This is a genomic window from Bifidobacterium hominis (assembly GCF_040095915.1).
Classification (GTDB): Bacteria; Actinomycetota; Actinomycetes; order Actinomycetales; family Bifidobacteriaceae; genus Bifidobacterium; species Bifidobacterium hominis.
Map to the genome: position 1 here is coordinate 14,198 of NZ_JBBMFR010000011.1, position 17,460 is coordinate 31,657.

Annotated in this window: 9 protein-coding genes and 2 pseudogenes; 3 read left to right on the forward strand and 8 right to left on the reverse strand. The window is 56.3% G+C overall.

What is annotated here, in order from left to right:
- Positions 1-22: 22 nt before the first annotated feature.
- On the reverse strand, positions 23-1,273 hold the full coding sequence (locus WMO36_RS07735; RefSeq protein WP_302147301.1) for an ABC transporter substrate-binding protein: 1,251 nt from the start codon (positions 1,271-1,273) through the stop codon (positions 23-25).
- Between the two features lie 292 nt (positions 1,274-1,565).
- On the opposite strand from WMO36_RS07735, the gene WMO36_RS07740 reads away from it, so the two are divergent.
- Positions 1,566-2,732: a LacI family DNA-binding transcriptional regulator gene (locus WMO36_RS07740; RefSeq protein WP_187324896.1), complete on the forward strand. Its 1,167-nt coding sequence runs from the start codon at positions 1,566-1,568 to the stop codon at positions 2,730-2,732.
- A 198-nt stretch (positions 2,733-2,930) separates the two neighbouring features.
- Here WMO36_RS07740 and WMO36_RS07745 read toward each other — a convergent pair whose 3' ends face one another.
- Both WMO36_RS07745 and WMO36_RS07750 read right to left on the reverse strand, forming a co-directional pair.
- A complete protein-coding gene (locus WMO36_RS07745; RefSeq protein WP_349077235.1) occupies positions 2,931-5,291 on the reverse strand; it encodes an alpha-L-arabinofuranosidase family protein in 2,361 nt (786 codons plus the stop codon).
- 93 nt (positions 5,292-5,384) lie between these two features.
- Positions 5,385-6,764 carry a glycoside hydrolase family 27 protein gene (locus WMO36_RS07750; RefSeq protein ID WP_349077247.1) on the reverse strand — a complete coding sequence of 460 codons (1,380 nt, stop codon included), beginning with the start codon at positions 6,762-6,764 and terminating at the stop codon, positions 5,385-5,387.
- A gap of 285 nt (positions 6,765-7,049) precedes the next feature.
- Between WMO36_RS07750 and WMO36_RS07755 the strand changes: the two genes are divergently transcribed.
- Positions 7,050-8,282, forward strand: a complete 1,233-nt coding sequence (locus WMO36_RS07755) for a LacI family DNA-binding transcriptional regulator (protein WP_099571524.1) — start codon at positions 7,050-7,052, stop codon at positions 8,280-8,282.
- Positions 8,283-8,368: 86 nt separating this feature from the next.
- On the opposite strand, the gene WMO36_RS07760 is transcribed toward WMO36_RS07755, so the two are convergent.
- The 5 genes and pseudogenes from WMO36_RS07760 to WMO36_RS08385 all read right to left on the reverse strand — a co-directional run.
- Positions 8,369-10,825, reverse strand: coding sequence for a beta-L-arabinopyranosidase (locus tag WMO36_RS07760; protein ID WP_435374776.1), 2,457 nt, complete (start codon positions 10,823-10,825; stop codon positions 8,369-8,371).
- Between the two features lie 242 nt (positions 10,826-11,067).
- Positions 11,068-11,790 carry a hypothetical protein gene (locus WMO36_RS07765; protein WP_271725053.1) on the reverse strand — a complete coding sequence of 241 codons (723 nt, stop codon included), beginning with the start codon at positions 11,788-11,790 and terminating at the stop codon, positions 11,068-11,070.
- A gap of 194 nt (positions 11,791-11,984) precedes the next feature.
- Positions 11,985-13,772, reverse strand: a complete 1,788-nt coding sequence (locus tag WMO36_RS07770) for an ABC transporter ATP-binding protein (protein WP_144171095.1) — start codon at positions 13,770-13,772, stop codon at positions 11,985-11,987.
- 30 nt (positions 13,773-13,802) lie between these two features.
- Positions 13,803-14,582 (reverse strand): annotated as a pseudogene (locus tag WMO36_RS08380) (ABC transporter ATP-binding protein); the annotation flags it as partial.
- Positions 14,583-14,740: 158 nt separating this feature from the next.
- Positions 14,741-15,743: pseudogene (locus tag WMO36_RS08385) on the reverse strand (ABC transporter ATP-binding protein); the annotation flags it as partial.
- 401 nt (positions 15,744-16,144) lie between these two features.
- Between WMO36_RS08385 and WMO36_RS07780 the strand changes: the two are divergent.
- Positions 16,145-17,236: an alpha/beta hydrolase gene (locus tag WMO36_RS07780; RefSeq protein ID WP_186291027.1), complete on the forward strand. Its 1,092-nt coding sequence runs from the start codon at positions 16,145-16,147 to the stop codon at positions 17,234-17,236.
- Positions 17,237-17,460: the final 224 nt, after the last annotated feature.

Here is a 17,460-nt window from a genome sequence, read left to right on the forward strand (position 1 = left end):
CGAATTCGAATGGCCGGGAGTTTTACTGGGCAGAGGCCATCTTGGCGTCGATGTTCTCAGCCCACTGGTCAGCGGTGATGGAACCCTGCACGAGCTGCTGGACTTCCGCGTTGTTGGTGGAGATCAGCACGTCCGGATTGGAGTAGAAGTTGGTCATCAGGAAGTACTTGCCGGTCTTCAGATTGTTCTCGTAGACATCTTTGTATTGTTCGGTCACGTCGGATTCGAACCCATCGACGGTGATCGCGTCACCATTCTTGCTGCGCTGTTCGAGCGACCAGTCAGACACCATGAAGTCAAGGAACTTTTCGGCGGCCTTGAGCTTGTCACCGTCGAGCTTGGAGTAGATGGCGAGGCCGGGAGACGGGGAACCCTGGGCATACTGTTCATGGTTCTTGTCGAGGGCCGGAATCTGAGCGAATCCCCAGTCGAAGCCGGCCTGTTCGAAAGTGGAGAAGTCCCATGCGCCGGTGCAGTACATGGCTACTTGGCCGTTGACGAACTGGGTTTTGGCGTCATCGCCGCTCACACCGACGTTGTCGCGGGATGCGTAGCCCTCGTCATAGACTTTCATCCACGCCTTGACGGCTTCCTTCTCGTTCGCGCCGGGGGTTTGCGGATCCTTGGAAGCGAGGGTGGTCACATCAATGCCCTTGTCGGCAAGAATGGCTCCCGTGAAAGAATCCGGAATACGGTCGGCGCCATCGCCGATGGCTTCAATGTAGGGGCTTACACCGTTATCCTGCAGTTTCTTGCACAGATCAAGGAATTCGTCCCACGTGCTTGGAACAGTGTCGTATCCGACCTGCTTGAGCAGTTCCTTGTTGTAGGCGATGCCCGCAGCCCATGATGAGATGGATTGGCCATACACTTTGCCGTCTCGAGACACGAAGTCCTTGTTGGCCTGGGAAAGTTTTTCGGTATACGACTTGCCTGTCATGTCAAGCACGTAGCCATTATCGATCAGATCATTCTTGTTTTCGGAAGTAATGATGAACACATCCGGCGCTTGGTTACCTACAAGACGGGTCTGCAGAGTCTGGATATATTCGGCGGTCGGCGGCGCATAGCTGAAATCAATGGAGATGTCAGGATTTTCCTTTTCGAATTCCTCGATGAACGGACTCATAGTCTGTTCGTTGTCCCAACTAAGGAAAGTGATTTTGGTTTTGCCCGAATCTGCCGCAGTGCCTCCACCGCAGGCAGCCAATGGAATGAGCATGGCACCGGCCGCTACCGCCGCCACTGTTCTGACGATGTTCTTGACCTTCATGATTTCTCCTTGTCCTCCGAGCTTCAGCGCCCGTATGGTCGCGTTCCCGCAGCCTTCGATGGTTGCAGAAACCACAAATTGAATCGTGTCAATTCGTGATGGAACCAGTTATACACCCCGGATTTGAATCGTGTCAAATCATGTTGTAGACTGACGTCAGAAGTCGACGGAAGGCGGCACAATCGCAACCGACACGCCATGAGAAAGGTAATGGAACGGGGCTAAGATGCCGTCGGCAGAGTGCCACACACTGGGTAAGACACCGCCTGGAGCAGGCACGAAAGGGGCATCCATGGTCACCATGAGCGAAGTCGCCAAAGCGGCGGGAGTCTCCCGAGCCACCGCATCGTACGCGCTGCGCGGCGATCCAAGAATCGCGCCAGACACCGCACAGAAGGTACTTAACGCAGCCAACGAACTCAAGTACACGGCAAACCTTTCCGCACGATCGTTGCGCAGCGGACATAACGGCGTCATCGGCGTGGCCATCTTCGAACTCGACCGACCCTACCCTTCCGAAATGAGCGCAGCGATCTCACGAGAAGCGACCAAACATGGATTGCAGACCATCGTGCAGCAAACATCCATTTCAAAGGACAGCGAAATCGGCATTCTCAAAAAAGTGACAAGCCAACTCTGCGACGGCATGATCTTCAGTCCAAGCAACGTGTCCGATCAAGAGATCCGCATACTCGCCGGAGGCAAGCCGATCGTGCTGCTTGACGCACTGTCGCACTCCCCCATGTTCGACACCATCAACACCCCGTGCGAGACAGGAGCCCAAGCGGCAATCGACCATCTGATCAACGTCGGATGCCGCAACATACTCGTCATCGGCGCGGGCGGACCGTTGGAACAGACTGACGGCACCATCGCAGGCGAACACCAAGACGACGCAACGTACGACGTAACGCAACCCATGTTGGCAAAAACATCGCAAGACGCTTCGGTTTCCGACCGACGCGCGTACGGATGCCTGCAATCCTTCGCCGAACACGGCATGCCGATCACCACGTCGACGTTTTTGCCAATGCCCCGCTGGGACGAGGATGCCGCACGTTCAGTCGGCCGGCAAATCGCCCGTGCGATGCAAGGCGAGGACGCAACGTCTCGCGTGAAACAGCCCGGCATGGCTCCGCGTCCGGTGCCGCACGACGTGGACGGCATATTCTGCATGACCGACACCATCGCGCTTGGCGTGATGCGAGGTCTCGCCGATTGCGGCGTAAACGTGCCGCGTGACGTGAAAGTCATTGGATTCGACGGCATCAGCGAAGGCGAATATTCCATCCCCTCGCTCACCACGATCAGCACGGATCTGGGCGACCTAGCCAAGCAGGCAGTGAGCCAGCTGCTGGACCGCATCAACAATCCCGATTCCGGACGCGAGCCGGAAATCATCACCGCCCGATACCAACTCATCGAACGCGAATCAACCAACACCCCCACCAGCAAGTGACGCTTGCCGTCACATTGCCCAAAACGACGTTATTAGCAATCAAGTTATTAGCAATCAACAAGCATCTTTTTCAACGAAAGAAAAGCGACTTCCGATTATCAGACACAACCGGAAGTCGCTTTTCTTCATCGATGGCAGTGGAATTAACCAATGCATCTCTATATGTTTTGCGACGTAGCGCTGAAACGCTTTCCGCGATTAGTCATGGAGGGTGAGGGTGGTGAAGGACCAGGAGGGGGCGGTGTAGGCGCCGCTGGTCAGGTCGAGCGAGGTTTCGACTGGAACGGTTGGCGAAGCCTTGCCGATTTCACCGGCGTACGGGTCGGTTCCGGCGAGCACGGTGGCGGTTGCCGAAGCGCGGGATTCCGCGGAAACACCAAGCTCGTCAAGCACCTGAGTCACATCCACTTCAGCTTCGGCATCGAGCGCGTTGACGATACGCGCGTAAGTGACTCCCTCGGCATCGTTACGAGCCACAGTGACGGTACGACGAGGCTCTTCCGGCTCTTCAACACCTTGCGCAACAAGCTCTCCATCGATATACAGCTTCATGCTTTCGCCACGATCGGTCACTTCGATGCGCACCTGCCACACGGTTCCGGGGAACACTTCGTCCATGGACCATTCGGTGCCGTCGAGATTGTAGGCGGTGCCGTCGCGCACCACCTTGATTTCGAAGGCACGGCCGAGCGACGTGATGTTGTGGCTCTTGCCGTTGATGTCGCCGTGCACCAGCTGCAGACCCCAACGACCCTGATAATAGGTGATGGTGGCGTTGATGGTGTAGGCGTCGGCGTCGATGTTCAGATTCGTGGCTTTCGGACCGTTGCCCGCGTAATGGCAGTCTTCAAGCTCAATATGGCGACCATCAGCAGTGTCGACGCTGAAGTCGGTGATGTCGGCGTGAGCAGCGCCTTCCAAACGCAAGCCGACCGTCGACGGCAGTTCGCGACGCAGCGTGGTCTTGCCTTCCACTGCAACCGGCCATGCGGTATCGGACGTGGTGGTGGCATACATCTGCTGCACCCAGTAGCTGTACGGCAGGTAGGTACGTTCGTTGTCGAAGTAGATCAGATCAGGATTCCAGCTGTGATGCCCGTTCTTGGCAAACAGCGGCGCATACGAAGACATAACCACTGCATCGCCGTTCAATTCCATGTGACCCATGAACGCCGCTTCAGAAAGACCGTTGATCAGCTGTGTGTTCCACGAGCCATACTCGCCCAAGTACACCTTCGGGCCTTCACGATCCGTGGTGTCGTAGTGGTCGAGATTGTGGAACCACCAGCTGGAAGACTGGTAGGAATGCTCGTCAACAATGGGAATACCGGCTTCACGTGCATACTGCCAACCAGCCTCATAGTCGGGGCCACTCGGAGCCGGACCGACCGTGCCAACCACAACAATATCCGGGTAGGCGGCCTTGACCTCGTCGAAGATCTGCTGGAAGCGGTTCTTGAACACGTCATCGATAAGATCTTCGTTGCCAATGCCCAAATATTCAAGGTTGAACGGTTCCGGATGCCCCATGGCGGCACGCTTGGCACCCCATTCGGTGGTTGCGGCGTCGCCATTGCAGAATTCGACCAAATGCAGCACTTCATCGATGTATGCCGGCATGTCTTTCTGCGCGATCGGCACCGGACCTTGGCTGGTGTTCTGGCAGCTCACGGCAGCGGGCAGCACCGGTAGCGGCTTCGCGCCAATGGTTTCGCACAGGCACAAATACTCGTAGTAGCCGATACGGAACGACTGGTGATATCCCCACAGGTTGAAATTGTGCGGCCGATGCTCAACATCACCGATGGTGCGATCCCAGTGGTACATGTTATCCATGCCAAGACCGTGGGTGATGCAGCCGCCCGGGAAGCGCATGAAGCGCGGCTGCAGGTCGGCGAGCGCCTTGACCAGGTCGGGACGGAAATGCTTGAGCCCGTTGTAGGTGGTGCGTGGTTCGAGGGTAACGAAATCAAGATCAACGGTACCTTCCGTGGTGAAGGTGAGTCGCAAAGCGCCTTCATGTACAACGATGGCATTGCTCTCACCGGAAACCGTCAGCGAAACCTCTTGCTTACGCCAATCGTTGGAATCGACGGTGATATCTTGTTCTGCAATCGCATTTCCATCGTCGTCAATCAGAGCGACGGTGACGGGAAGTGCGGAAGCTTCGCAATTGTTGGAAATACGCATCCATGCGGAGAAATCGTAGGTTTCGCCGGCACGGAAGACCATGCCGTCCCAGCCGATATTTTCAAGCGAAGCCGGCGCCTGTTCGACTTCAACGGACGCATAGTGCGGGTTTTCTTCGGCTACCGGATTGTCGGTGAGCACGTCGAAGGCTGCGAAGGAGCCGGCGGGCACGATTTTGCGCCAGAAGCTGTAGCTGCTCCAGTCGGAGGAGTCGGCGCGATTGTATTCGAATGCGCCGTTCTGTACGAGGTCGGCGTTGAGTCCGCCGTCGCCGGAGTAGCTGATGTCTTCGTAGAAGATGCCCCACAGGTCGGTGCTGATGTTGCGCACACCTGCCTTGTTGAGGGTTGCGATGATGGTGTCGGTCATGGCATTCCTTTTTGTGTTTGGTTGGTGGTTTGTTATTGAGTTTTGTTGGAAATTTGATGATTGATGGCGATTTATAGCGACTGCTGGTTGCCGTCAGCGCGGGTCGAGTGCGAACCAGAGCACGCCATGCGCCGGTATGGTTCCGCGGATGACTCGATCTTCGCCCTCACCTTCGATACGTGCGCCGGTTACATCAGTTTCGCCAGTTGCGTTGGTTTCGTCGTCAAACAGATTGGTAATCGTCCACGGATCGTTGCGTTGGCTTAATCCGACGATGGATTGCAGTTCGATGGTTGCCGGCAGTTCGTAGTCGCGATCGCCGGTCCAGAAGATGGCTGCATAATGTCCGCCCGAATGCGCGGAAGGAGTGCCATCCGCGCATTCGGCCGCATCGGCGGCCCACACCACGAGATCCCCAAGGTAGGAGTTTTCGTCATCCCAACGTTCGAAGATGCGTTCGTACACGGTTTCGTGATTGTTGGTGGATCCTGCGGTGACTTCGCGCAATGCCGGATTGGCGAGCAGTTCAATGGTTTCGCTGGTACTGGTCGGCAGGTCGCCGCCTACCATAAGTGGGCTGCGTCCCATGCACCAGAGGGCAAGCAACGTGCGGCTTTCATCTTCGGTGAGGCGGCTTTGGCGATCAGCGCCACGTTCGGCCCGCAATCCAATATGCCCCAACGGCAGCATGTCGGCGTCAGCCCAATGACCGGTGGTCTGGAACGGCGCCCACCTCGCAAGACGCGGGAATTGCTGGTAGATGTCTTCCCAACGATCCCATAAATCGTCGCTGATACGCCACATTTGCGCGCTGTCTCGCAGAAATTCGGTGTAGCCGGTGCTCACCCAACCGCCCGGCGAGAGCGACAGGCTGATGCTGCGACCGTATTTCGCTTCAGCTTTGGCGATGGCGTTATGGTAGGCGGCGATTTCCGCGCTGTGGAATGGCGTTTGCATGTCGTCGACTTTGAGGAAGTCAAGCCCCCATGAGGCGAACAGGTCGAGCTGTTCGTCATACCAAGCTTGAGCTCCGGAGTGGTTATGGTTCAGCCCATAATTGTCCGGATTCCACTTGCACACGTGGTTAAGGTCCGCCACCTCTTGCGCCGTGTATGGAGTGCCTTTGACCGGCAGATTGTTGTCGACCGCCAAGCGCGGAATGCCTCGCATCATATGTACGCCAAATTTGAGTCCCATGGCGTGGATCTGTTCGGCAAGCGGTGCGAAACCGTGCCCGTCTGCAGCGCTGGGGAATCGTTCAGGGTCGGGCAGTTGACGCCCGTATTCGTCGAGGATCAGCTGCGCATTGGCATTGTAACCGTGTGCGCGGGCGGTCGGGTCGTACCAGTCGATGTCGACGACGATCGTATCCCAGCCGGCGTCTTTCAGGTGTTCCGCCATGAATCGTGCGTTGGCAAGCACTTCGCTTTCAGTGACGGTGGTGCCGTAGGAATCCCAGCTGTTCCAGCCCATTGGCGGTCGCCATGCTTTTGGCAAATCCTCGGTAATCGCCATTGCCTTCTCCTTGTACAACGTTAGAAAAGCGTGTCGTTTACAGTATCTGACGTCATCCTTGACTTACTTGTTCGACTTCATCATCCTGGAAAACTTCAGATATGTACCGTTACATATTTTATAGCATATTTCAGAAATCACAATCATGATAAGATATTGGTGATTCTTTGAAATTTCAACGATTACTAGAAAATCATCATATATAATATCGTTACAGAAAAACTTGGCTGTAAGGAGCGGCGCATGACAAGCGGCAAACCGACGTTGCGAGACGTGGCAAATCAGGCCGGAGTCTCCCCCATGACCGCATCGAACGCACTGCACGGCAAAGCCGGCGTCAAGGAATCGACCCGAGCCAAAGTATTGGCAGCAGCGAAAAAACTCGACTATCGCATCAATCTGACAGCCAGCATGCTCAAATCAGGTCGCAGCAACATTATTCACATCATCGTCAACGAATTCGATTCGCCGTTCTATTCGAAACTGACGCAAGCTTTGAGCCACGAGATCACATCACGCGGACTCACGCCATTCATTGAGCAAACCCAATATTCACCGGACGCGGCCGAACACGCTCTGACCAGCAATCCGTTCTCCGGGCAGCTCTTCGACGGTGAGATTCTGCATGCCACCGGATTAGGCACGAATCTACCGCTCGCCAAACTCAACGGCGGGCGCCCTCTCGTACTGCTCGACGCATGCGAGGAAACGCCAACCGTGGATGCCGTGAATTTCCCCAACGAGGAGGGCGAACGCGCTGCGATGCAGTATCTGATCGCCCAGGGATGCCGGAATATTGCGATTGTCGGGCATACGTTCGTGCCGCGCGCCGAGTTAGCGCATGCGCAGAATGCGTTCGCACTGCGACTTCGGGGGGCGTGCGCGGCGTTGCTGGACGCAGGATTGCCATATGACGAAACCATGGTGTTCGAAGGCGGTTGCTCCGACGACGGCATTACCGCCGGGCACGCGATCGCCGAACGGATTATGGCGGCACGAAGGGCGGACTGCGGAGCCGGCGCGGGTGCCGGAGACCGCGAAACAGGCACGGCCGGAACCGCCGATTTCAACAATGTAAGCGGCGAGATTACGGGCAAATCGATCGAAACGACCGACAAGATTCCCGCAATCGCGTTCGACGGAGTGTGCTGCGCCAATGATTTCGCCGCATTCGGCGTGATTCGCGGCCTCGCCGACTATGGCATCCATGTGCCGCAAGACGTGAAGGTGATCGGATTCGACGGCGTGACTTCTGGAACCTACACCACCCCTTCGCTGAGCACCATCCAAGTGGATCTCGACCAGCTTGCCAAATTCGCGGTCGATATGATCGTCGAACGGATCGAACGCGGCGAAGTGAATGGTAATTCCAGCAATGCCGGAAATTCCAATGATGCAGGCACGGTGCTGCCGCCGAGCCGCGCAACCATCGGATATCAGTTGGTCGAACGTGAATCCACGACCGCGATCATATAGCTATCGTGCGTTCCGCGCCCGATTGCAGCGGAACGCACGATAGCTGGAAAATACGCCATTTTAGCGATTGGTTGGCTCAGCCCCGATCAACCGCGGCGGCGAATCGCGAAGATTCGGGCGGAGGGACGCTTGGACGTGGTTGCGTTCAGACGGACCGTTTCCGGATCCATGCGTTCGATGGTCCACGGCTCGGCATCCGGCGCATGATCCGGTTCGGCAGGATTCGGGAAAACCTGTTCGATGGTTTTGCCGGCTTCCAGCGGCATGTTCACCGAGGGGGTGCCGCCGCGACGCCATACGATGACGTAATCAGGCTTATCTTCCGACTGAGACCGCTGACCATTCTGCTGATCGTTCTGATCGGCATTCCGCTCATTCCAAGCGTCTTCGCCGCGCACGTACCGGTCGCGCGCATCCGCTTCGACATGGCGCAACCCGACGGCGAGCCAATCGCCATCGAAATCGGGAAGTCCCGACGGCCAGAACGGCACCATATGCTGCTGGTCGGCAAGCACGCAACGATGTAAGGCGACGGCATCTCGAACGAGCGAAAGACGCGGTTCAGTCATGCGATCGATGAAACCAGACAGATACAGTCTGCCGAGCACGCCCGTGGCAAGCGTGAAGACGGCCGTCTCATCGTCCATCTCCTGCTGGGCGTAGCCCCAGTTTCCCTGCTGTTCCGGCAGGATCATCATGCCCGCGCCTGCCGCGATGGCCGCATAAATCAGCGGATCGCACTGGTCGGAAGTGGACTGCAGATCCAAGCGAGACAACTGCGCGTAATCGGCGCGCATGGCGCCGGAACCGCAGTTTTCAATCATCACATCCGGATGACGGCGACGCAGATCGTCAAGCCAATCCAAATACGCACGGCAATGCCCAAGCAAGCCGTCGCCAACGGATTCGGCATTCAAATCAGTGCCGACGCCGGGAGTGGTGTTGTAGTCGAACTTGAAGAACACCGCGCCGAAATCGTCGATTAGACGATCAACGGTACGTGTAACATGCTTGCGTGCTTCGGGGGAACGGAAATCAAGCAAATAACGACCCGAATCACACACACGCACGCCATGGCGTTGAAAGAACGCGGAATCCGGCAGCGTGCTTGCCAGCGGCGATTTCACGCCGATCACTTCAGGTTCGAGCCACAGGCCCAAGCCCATGCCGTGCGCACGGATGTTTTCGGCAAGACCACGCAAACCGGTGTCGCCGAAACGGTTGGTGGAGGCCTGCCATTCGCCGACCATGTCCCACCAGCCGCCGTCGGTGCTGTCGTACCAGCCGGCGTCGATGCAGAAAATATCCGCGCCAACGCTTGCCGCGCCTTCGATCAGCGGCAGCTCCTTCTCAATACGAGGATCGCCAAACAGCGTATTCATGTAATCGTTGTAGATCACAAGACCCTGCGTACGCTCGAACTGCTTGATGCGGCCCAGTTCGCGGGCTTTGGCAATGCGTAATGCGCGACGCTGCAACGTCATTTCGGCGACGGCCTGCTGCCAATCGCCTGCGGCAATGGCAAACGACACGGGAACCGACTCGAAATCGTTGCCTTCACCGAGATTGGTGAACCAGCCGTGATCCTGATATTCCGGGCCGAATGCACTGATGTGCAGACCGGGATCATCCTCACCGACCTCCCACTCCCACGGGCCATTGTGCTCGATCTGCCACATTACGGAGAAGTCGCGGGCACGGCGCATAGAACCCTCGACCTGTACGATACCGGCCGGTTCATGCACGCCCGTACTCCATGTGGAAGTGGAGCTCATGGCGAATCTCGAGCTGGACTGGCCTGGATTGATTTTCTGGTTGCGGTTACGCACTTGGGTGTCTCGCAGCGGGCGGACGCGCCAATCGTTTTCCACGGCCCAGGCGGCGTCACCCCAGAAAATATTCGAACGATGGATTTTGCCGCAGTTGACGCGCATGGGAACGGTCAGGTTCAGCGACGACACCGCTTCAATCGGCAGTTGTTTGGCGGACTGCAGACGCGTGTACGTGCGCACCGCGGAAAGATTAGAAAACGCTTCGAACACGGAGGTGACCACCAGGCCCTCATGCGGGTCGGCACAAACCGTTACGGGTGTGGGATTCACAGCAGAGGCAGCCGCATCGCGCCCACTGGCGGTCGGCTCGAATTCGCGGCCTTTCGGCTCAAGATCGGCATACGACGCGAACTGCGTGATCTCCAAACGGAACGGATCGTCGGAACCCTGCCCGGGCTCGGACGCGAGCGCGGAAACGAAGCGTAGCTTGCTGCCGGCGACCGTGGCAATCAATGCGAGACGGTTGTCTTGCGAACCGGTGTTCGCGGCGAGCACTTCCACGATCGGGCGGGGATCCTTTTCCACTACAGGCTTTCCATCGTCGGACAGGCGACCGTCAATGGGGATCATGCCTCGTCCTACAACGTTGCATAGGCGGACGGGAGAATCCCCTGCAATGTCGAACAGCATGGACACCACACCGTTACCCCATTCGAGACGTCCATCCTGACGAGGAAGTAGGGGGTTCAACATGCTGGCTGCCATTGCCATCTCCTTCGCGCTTCGGATACCGCCTGTTTATTAACGTGTATCGTTTGACGTACCTCCACTAGCTTAGGCGGAAAACAGGGCATAGCGTGCATGCGTGTCTACAGGTATTCAGGAAACGTTCAGCAACAGGATTTCGGCAAATGCATTTCGGCAAATGCATTTCGGCAAAGCAAAGGTGCAATCATCGCACGAATCGCATGCGCATTCCGCGAATCGTACGAATATCGCTCGATGCAATCAAACTAATCAAATTGCAGATATTTCACGAATTGGATTGGCATATCCTTGGATTCCGAAACGTTGCTGAATCCAAGAATAACCCCCTTTTTCGGCAGTCCATGCGTAGAGATCCATGTTTTCGAATGGGACAAGTCGAATCCGACAGCGTCGTTCACATCGGAAACCGGATTGCCTTTGGCGTCGACCAGCGCATCCTTGACCTGCTCAAGATCGGCGGCACTCATCACTTCCGCGGGTTTGGTGATGTCGCCGCGATCATTGACTTCGGCGAAAATATCGGTTTCGGCAACAATCATGTTGATCTGACCTGCCGAAACGCGAGCCGTTAACGATGCGGAACCATCTTGCGCGGCATTCTCGCCAATCGCAATGGAGGCATCCGTCCGCACGAGACGCTCGTCTTCAATACCTTGCGTCTTCACAAAATCAGCGCCCAACGCATCAATCTGTTCGGAATATTCCGCCATATCGACACCTTCAAGACTCAGCTTGGCCTCGGGACCTTTGGTCACATACGAGATGACGAAAGCAAGTACCAAGCCGACCACTGCGATAATGATCAGCACATCGGTCAGAAAGTTCTGCTTGAAGTACGGCCACTTGTCTTTCGGCGGCAGCTCGCGGAAGGTTTTGAATTTCGATTGCTTCGCATACACGTTGGTGGATGCGAGCGCTGCGACCGCATCTTGCTGCTCCTGGGTGAGAACTGGCTTCTCTACTGCCATGCCAAACCTTCCCGCGTTGTTTCATCGACGCATTCACGCGTCATCTTCGTGCGCAGCAACATGCGTTGCTTTCTCACTTCCCTATCTTCCGCCTCGTACCTGATAATTTGCGGCTAGCCGCCGGCCGAAAAACGACAAGCGGCTAGCAGGAAGGCTGATTTCAAGCCAATCAGTCCAAGCCCTAATCAGCCCATTTAGACCTTGATCATGGCGTATTGGGAGTCGTAGAGGCGATAGTAGGCGCCACGCTTGGCGAGCAGCTCGGCATGGTTGCCTTGCTCCATGATCTGCCCATGATCGATGTAGCAGATCATGTCCGCGTTCTCGATGGTGGACAGTCGGTGCGCGATGATGAAGCTCGTGCGTCCCTTCAGCAGGTGGTTCAATCCGGCCTGAAGTGCCTCTTCGGTACGCGTATCGATATTCGACGTGGCCTCGTCGAGAATCAGAATACGCGGATCGGCCAGCAGCACGCGGGCAAACGCGATCAACTGGCGCTGACCTGCGGAAAGCGTGGAACCACGCTCCTCCACCACCGTGTCATATCCATTCGGCAAATCCATGATGAACTCGTGCGCATGCACCGCCTTCGCGGCCGCTTCGATCTCGGCATCGGTCGCATCCAACTTGCCGTAGCGAATGTTCTCGCGCACATTGCCGGAGAAAATGAACGTATCCTGCAGCATGACGCCCATCTGCCGACGCAACGATTCCAACGTGACCGAACGCACGTCATGCCCGTCAATCGTCACCGATCCTTCTGCAACGTCGTAAAAACGCGACAGCAGGTTGATGATCGTGGTTTTGCCGGCACCGGTCGGGCCGACCAACGCAACAGTACTGCCTGGTTCAACATGCAGATCGACCAGATTGAGAATATTACGACCGTCAGGCTCGTAACGGAAAACCACATCGTTGAAATCGACGCGACCTTCGATTTGCGGCAGTTCAGTCGCGTCAGGCGCGTTACGAATCTCCGGCTGCACGTCAAGCGTTTCGAAAATACGCTCCAAATATGCGGAACAGGTGATCAGCTGATTGTAGAAATTGCCGATGCTGATAACCGGATTCCAGAAATTGTTCGCATACCCGACGAACGCGATCAGCACGCCGGTGGAAACGTTCACCGCGCCAAAGCCCGTAACTCCCACATAGTAGATGAACGCGATCGTCATGACGGAAATGGTCTGAATGCCCGGCCACATGAGGAACTGGATGTGCACGGCCTTCATCCACGAAGTGCGCACGTCGTTCTGCTGCTCCTGGAAGGTTTTGAACTGTGCAGCCTCCTGGGCGAAGGTCTGCGTGGTTTTCACGCCGGCAATCGACTCGTGGATGAACGCGTTGAGATTGCTCTGCTTGTTCGACAGCACCTGGTACGCGCGACGCTGAAAATGTTGCAACATCAGCACCCACGCGATCAGGAACGGGAAAAGCACCAAGCTGAACAGTGCGAGCCGCCAATCGACCACAAACATGACCACCAAGGTGATCAGGAACGTGAACACGTCGGAAATCACATTGATCAAACCGGAACTCAACGTGTCGGAAAGAGTGTTCACATAATTGACCACGCGAATCAGGATTTTGCCGTGCGGACGCGAATCGAAATAGCTGAACGGCAGCGTTTGAATATGCGTGAAAATATCGCGACGCATATCTTTCAACATGAGCTGACCAACTCGAGTAATTTCAACGGTACGATAGCGCAATCCAAACTCATAAATCACAATAAGCACGGCCATCAATCCCGTTAATTCACCAAGTAAGGTGAGATTTTTCGACGGAATCGCACTATCGATCATGATTTTCGTCAAATATGGCACGACTACCGCAATGCAGCTCATCATTACGACGACGGCGAGAATACGTGCGATACGCGACATATATGGTTTTAAATAGACGCCGATACGCAGAATATCGTGCAGATTAATATGCTCTTCCAGCTCTTCGTCTTCACGGAATGTATTACGTTTTGCCATGGGTTTTCCTCCTTTCTTGCCTTAGCTGCGTCACGCTTCGAAACCTTGCGAACGACCCGCTTGCAAGCCAAGCTGCTTGTAGTAGATCTCCCAATATCGGCCGTGCGCAGCCACGAGTTCGTCATGCGTGCCGCGCTCCACAATGCGGCCGTGTTCGAGCACAAGAATCAGATCGGAATCTTTCACCGATGAAATACGGTGCGCGATGGTGACGATGGTTTTCCGCTCGTCCAGCTCGCGCAGGTGACGTTGGATTTCCGCTTCCGTTTCCATATCGACGGCGCTGGTCGTATCGTCCATGATGAGGATCGACGGATTGTCGGCGAGCGCGCGTGCGAGGCTCAGGCGCTGTTTTTGGCCGCCGGAAAGGCCGACGCCACGCTCTCCGACCACGGTATCGTAGCCTTCCGGCATGCTGCGGATGAAGCCGTCCGCACCGGCGATGGTGGCCATGCGGCGAATGTACTGTTCGTCGTATTCGCGCTGTTCGCCCACACCGAAGCTGATGTTGCCGCCAATGGTGTCGGAGAACAGGAACGTGTCTTGCGCGACGACGCAGACTTGCGAGCGCAGTGTGGCAAGCGGCCAGTCTCGCGCGTCGACGCCGTCGATGAGCACATGGCCTTCGGTGGGGTCGTAGAAGCGGGAGATAAGGTTGACGAGGGTGGATTTGCCCGCGCCCGTTTCGCCGAGAATGCCGAGTTTGGCGCCTGCCGGAACATGGAAGTCCACGTCTTCAAGCACGGGGGTGTTCGGTTCGTCGGGGAAGGCGAAGCTGACATGCTGGAAGTCGATGCTGCCGGCGATGCGGGTCGCATTAGTCGTTACCTGTGTTGCCTGCGCCGCTTGTGTCGCCGACGTTGTAAACGTTGCCTGCGATTGCGAGACGTTGCCAGTTGCATCGCTTGCACCGTTGGCATTGTTGGCGTTGTTCGCATTCGTAGTCGCGGTATTCGCTTTTGCGCCGACTCCCGGCTTTTCCGTGATGTGCGACTGAGAGGTGAGCAGTTTGCGGATTTTGATGCAGGATGCGTTGAAACGCTGCCAGTCGTTGATCAGCCATCCGGATTGGCGCACCGGCCCGTCGATCATCCACAGGTAGGAGTTGAACGCCACGAGATTGCCGAGGGTCATGCGCCCGGTGATGACCAGGAATCCGCCGAATCCAAGCGTGATCAGCTGCAGTGAGAAGCCGAGACCGTCGAGCCATGGCATGTATTTGCGGCTGTTGTAGGCCTGAGCCATGTTGCGTTGCATGTAATCGTCGTTGCGTTCGTCGAATTTTTCGGTTTCGTACGGTTCGCGTACGAACGCTTTGATCACACGGTTGCCTTCGATGTTTTCTTCGACCATCGAATTCATTTCGGCGAGCGAGTTGCGGATGGCGAAGAACAGCGGCCTTGCGTGCGTGGAAAGTCCGCGCGTAAGAATGAAAATGAACGGCGTGACGCATGCGAGCGCGAGCGCGAGACGCCAGTCGATGGTGAACATCATGGCGAGCGCGCCGACGAACATGACCACGCAGTCGAGCACCTGGTAGCTCACCCAGCTCAACACGTGGCGGATGGCGTCGGTGTCGGAGGTCATGCGGCTCATGATGTCGCCGGTGCGCGTGTGGTTGAAATACGTGAAGTCAAGTTCGTGCAGTTTCTCGTATTCGTCGCTGACGAGACGAAATACGGAGTTCTGTCCGAAACGTTCCATCCACATTTGGTAGCCGTAGCGCGAGGTGACGCGCACGATGGTGAACACGATCATCATGATGCACAATCGTGTCAGTTCGTCGACGTGTCCTTGCACGATCACACGGTCCACAATGATGCCTGACAATATCGGAATGATGAGCGCCATGGTGTTGTTGACGCAGAACAGCACTATCGCACCGGCCACTCGCGGCAGGTCAGGTTTGCAGTATGGCAGGATCCATTTGAGGTTGCCTGCTTCTGTATTTCGATTCGGATCGACGTACATACGTGGCGTTCCTTCAGATTGTTTGCTGGGGTATTTGGGTTTTCGTGGGCTGTTGTTGCGTTTGTTCGTTGCTTTTACGGCCATTCGTTGCCGTTACGATTCACGTCCGTCGTTTGTCGAGCGTCCCGTTGCCGCCTCTCTATCGGTCGAAACCCCTGTTCGGATTCGCAAACGCGACTTATTCTATGCGAACCGTTTTTCGACGCAACGTGGGCGATTTCGGCGTGTCGAAATCGCAGTAAAATCAACGCATGCGCCGTTACATAAATTCACTGTGAGCGCAATGAAATATGGATGATTGCGGTAGCGCTTTCCGTATCGAACCGGTACGATATATCGAAGTGCGGCATTCCGACGACGGCAACGACCGCAATCGTATGAAAAATCACGAAAGGACGGCAATGATGGCGGATGAACAGGCGATCATCGCGCAATATGCGGAAAAATATGGTCTTACCGACGAGATGATCAAGCATGCGGAACGTTGGACGGAAACCACCGTCGATCTTGCAGGACTTTCCGAAGCGCGACTTCAAGGCATTCTCGACATGCGTTTCAGTGCAATCGCGGTTGACACCCCGCGTTCCGAACTGTGGCACACACCGGAAAGCATCGACGTAATCGACGATATTCCTTACCTTCCCGACGGCGGCTACGATGCGGAAGCCGGGCAGTGCAGGGGGCATTTGCTCGACCTGTATCTGCCACATGACGCGGTGCTACGTTGCGGGCATACACTGCCGGTGTACATCGATATACATGGCGGCGGTTTCACCTATGGATACAAGGAATTGAACCGCAATTTCAACGTGCATCTGGCCGAAACGGGCTTCGCCGTGTTCTCACTGAATTACCGCCCGGCCCCGCAGACCGATCTGAAGGGTCAGTTGGCGGATGTTCAAGCGGCATTGCGCTGGATCAAGGCACATTTGGCGGATTATCCGGTCGACCCGAACGCCGTGTTCCTCACCGGCGATTCAGCTGGCGGCGCATTGACCATGCTGACGCTGGCGATTGAGAACAACGCCGAGGCTGCGGCCGCATTCGGCATTGACGAGCCTTCCGGCATTGGATTCGCAGGCGCGGCTCCCGTGTGCGGCGCGTACAGTTCCGCATCATTGGAAACCATGGGCAGCAAGTTGACCGTTGGCTACGATCCGAACCGCCGCACCGGCCTCGAACAGATGCTGGGCGTCGAATTCTTCGACGGCATCGAAGCCGCCGACCCGAAGTTCCTCACCGCCGAAGGCCTGGCGTTCAACGTCGACCTGCCGCCACTGTTCATCGTGACCTGTGGCGACGATTTCCTTGAGGCCGATAATCTGGCGCTCGCCACCGCACTGGCACGCAAGGGAGCCGATTTCGAACTGTTCGACCCGAAGCCACGCCGCCACGAGACACTCGGCCATGTATTCGTGATCGGCATGCCATGGCTTGAGGAAAGCGTGGAATGCTTCGAACGTCTGCGCAGATTCTCGTACGAACGCTGCTAACTCACGAACGCCAGCACACAACCGCACAACCACACACAACCACTGCATAATCACAAACATCGCAACGGTCGACCATATGCCAATAAGCGCGGTCGGCCGTTTCTTTTTACACATTCAGAACGGCATCAATCGCAAATCGCATGATCCTGTTCAGAAAAAGAAAGCCGGCGGAAGAAGGGCCGCCGGCTGAGAGAGAAGAGAGAAGAAGGGTTCAGTTATGGGGT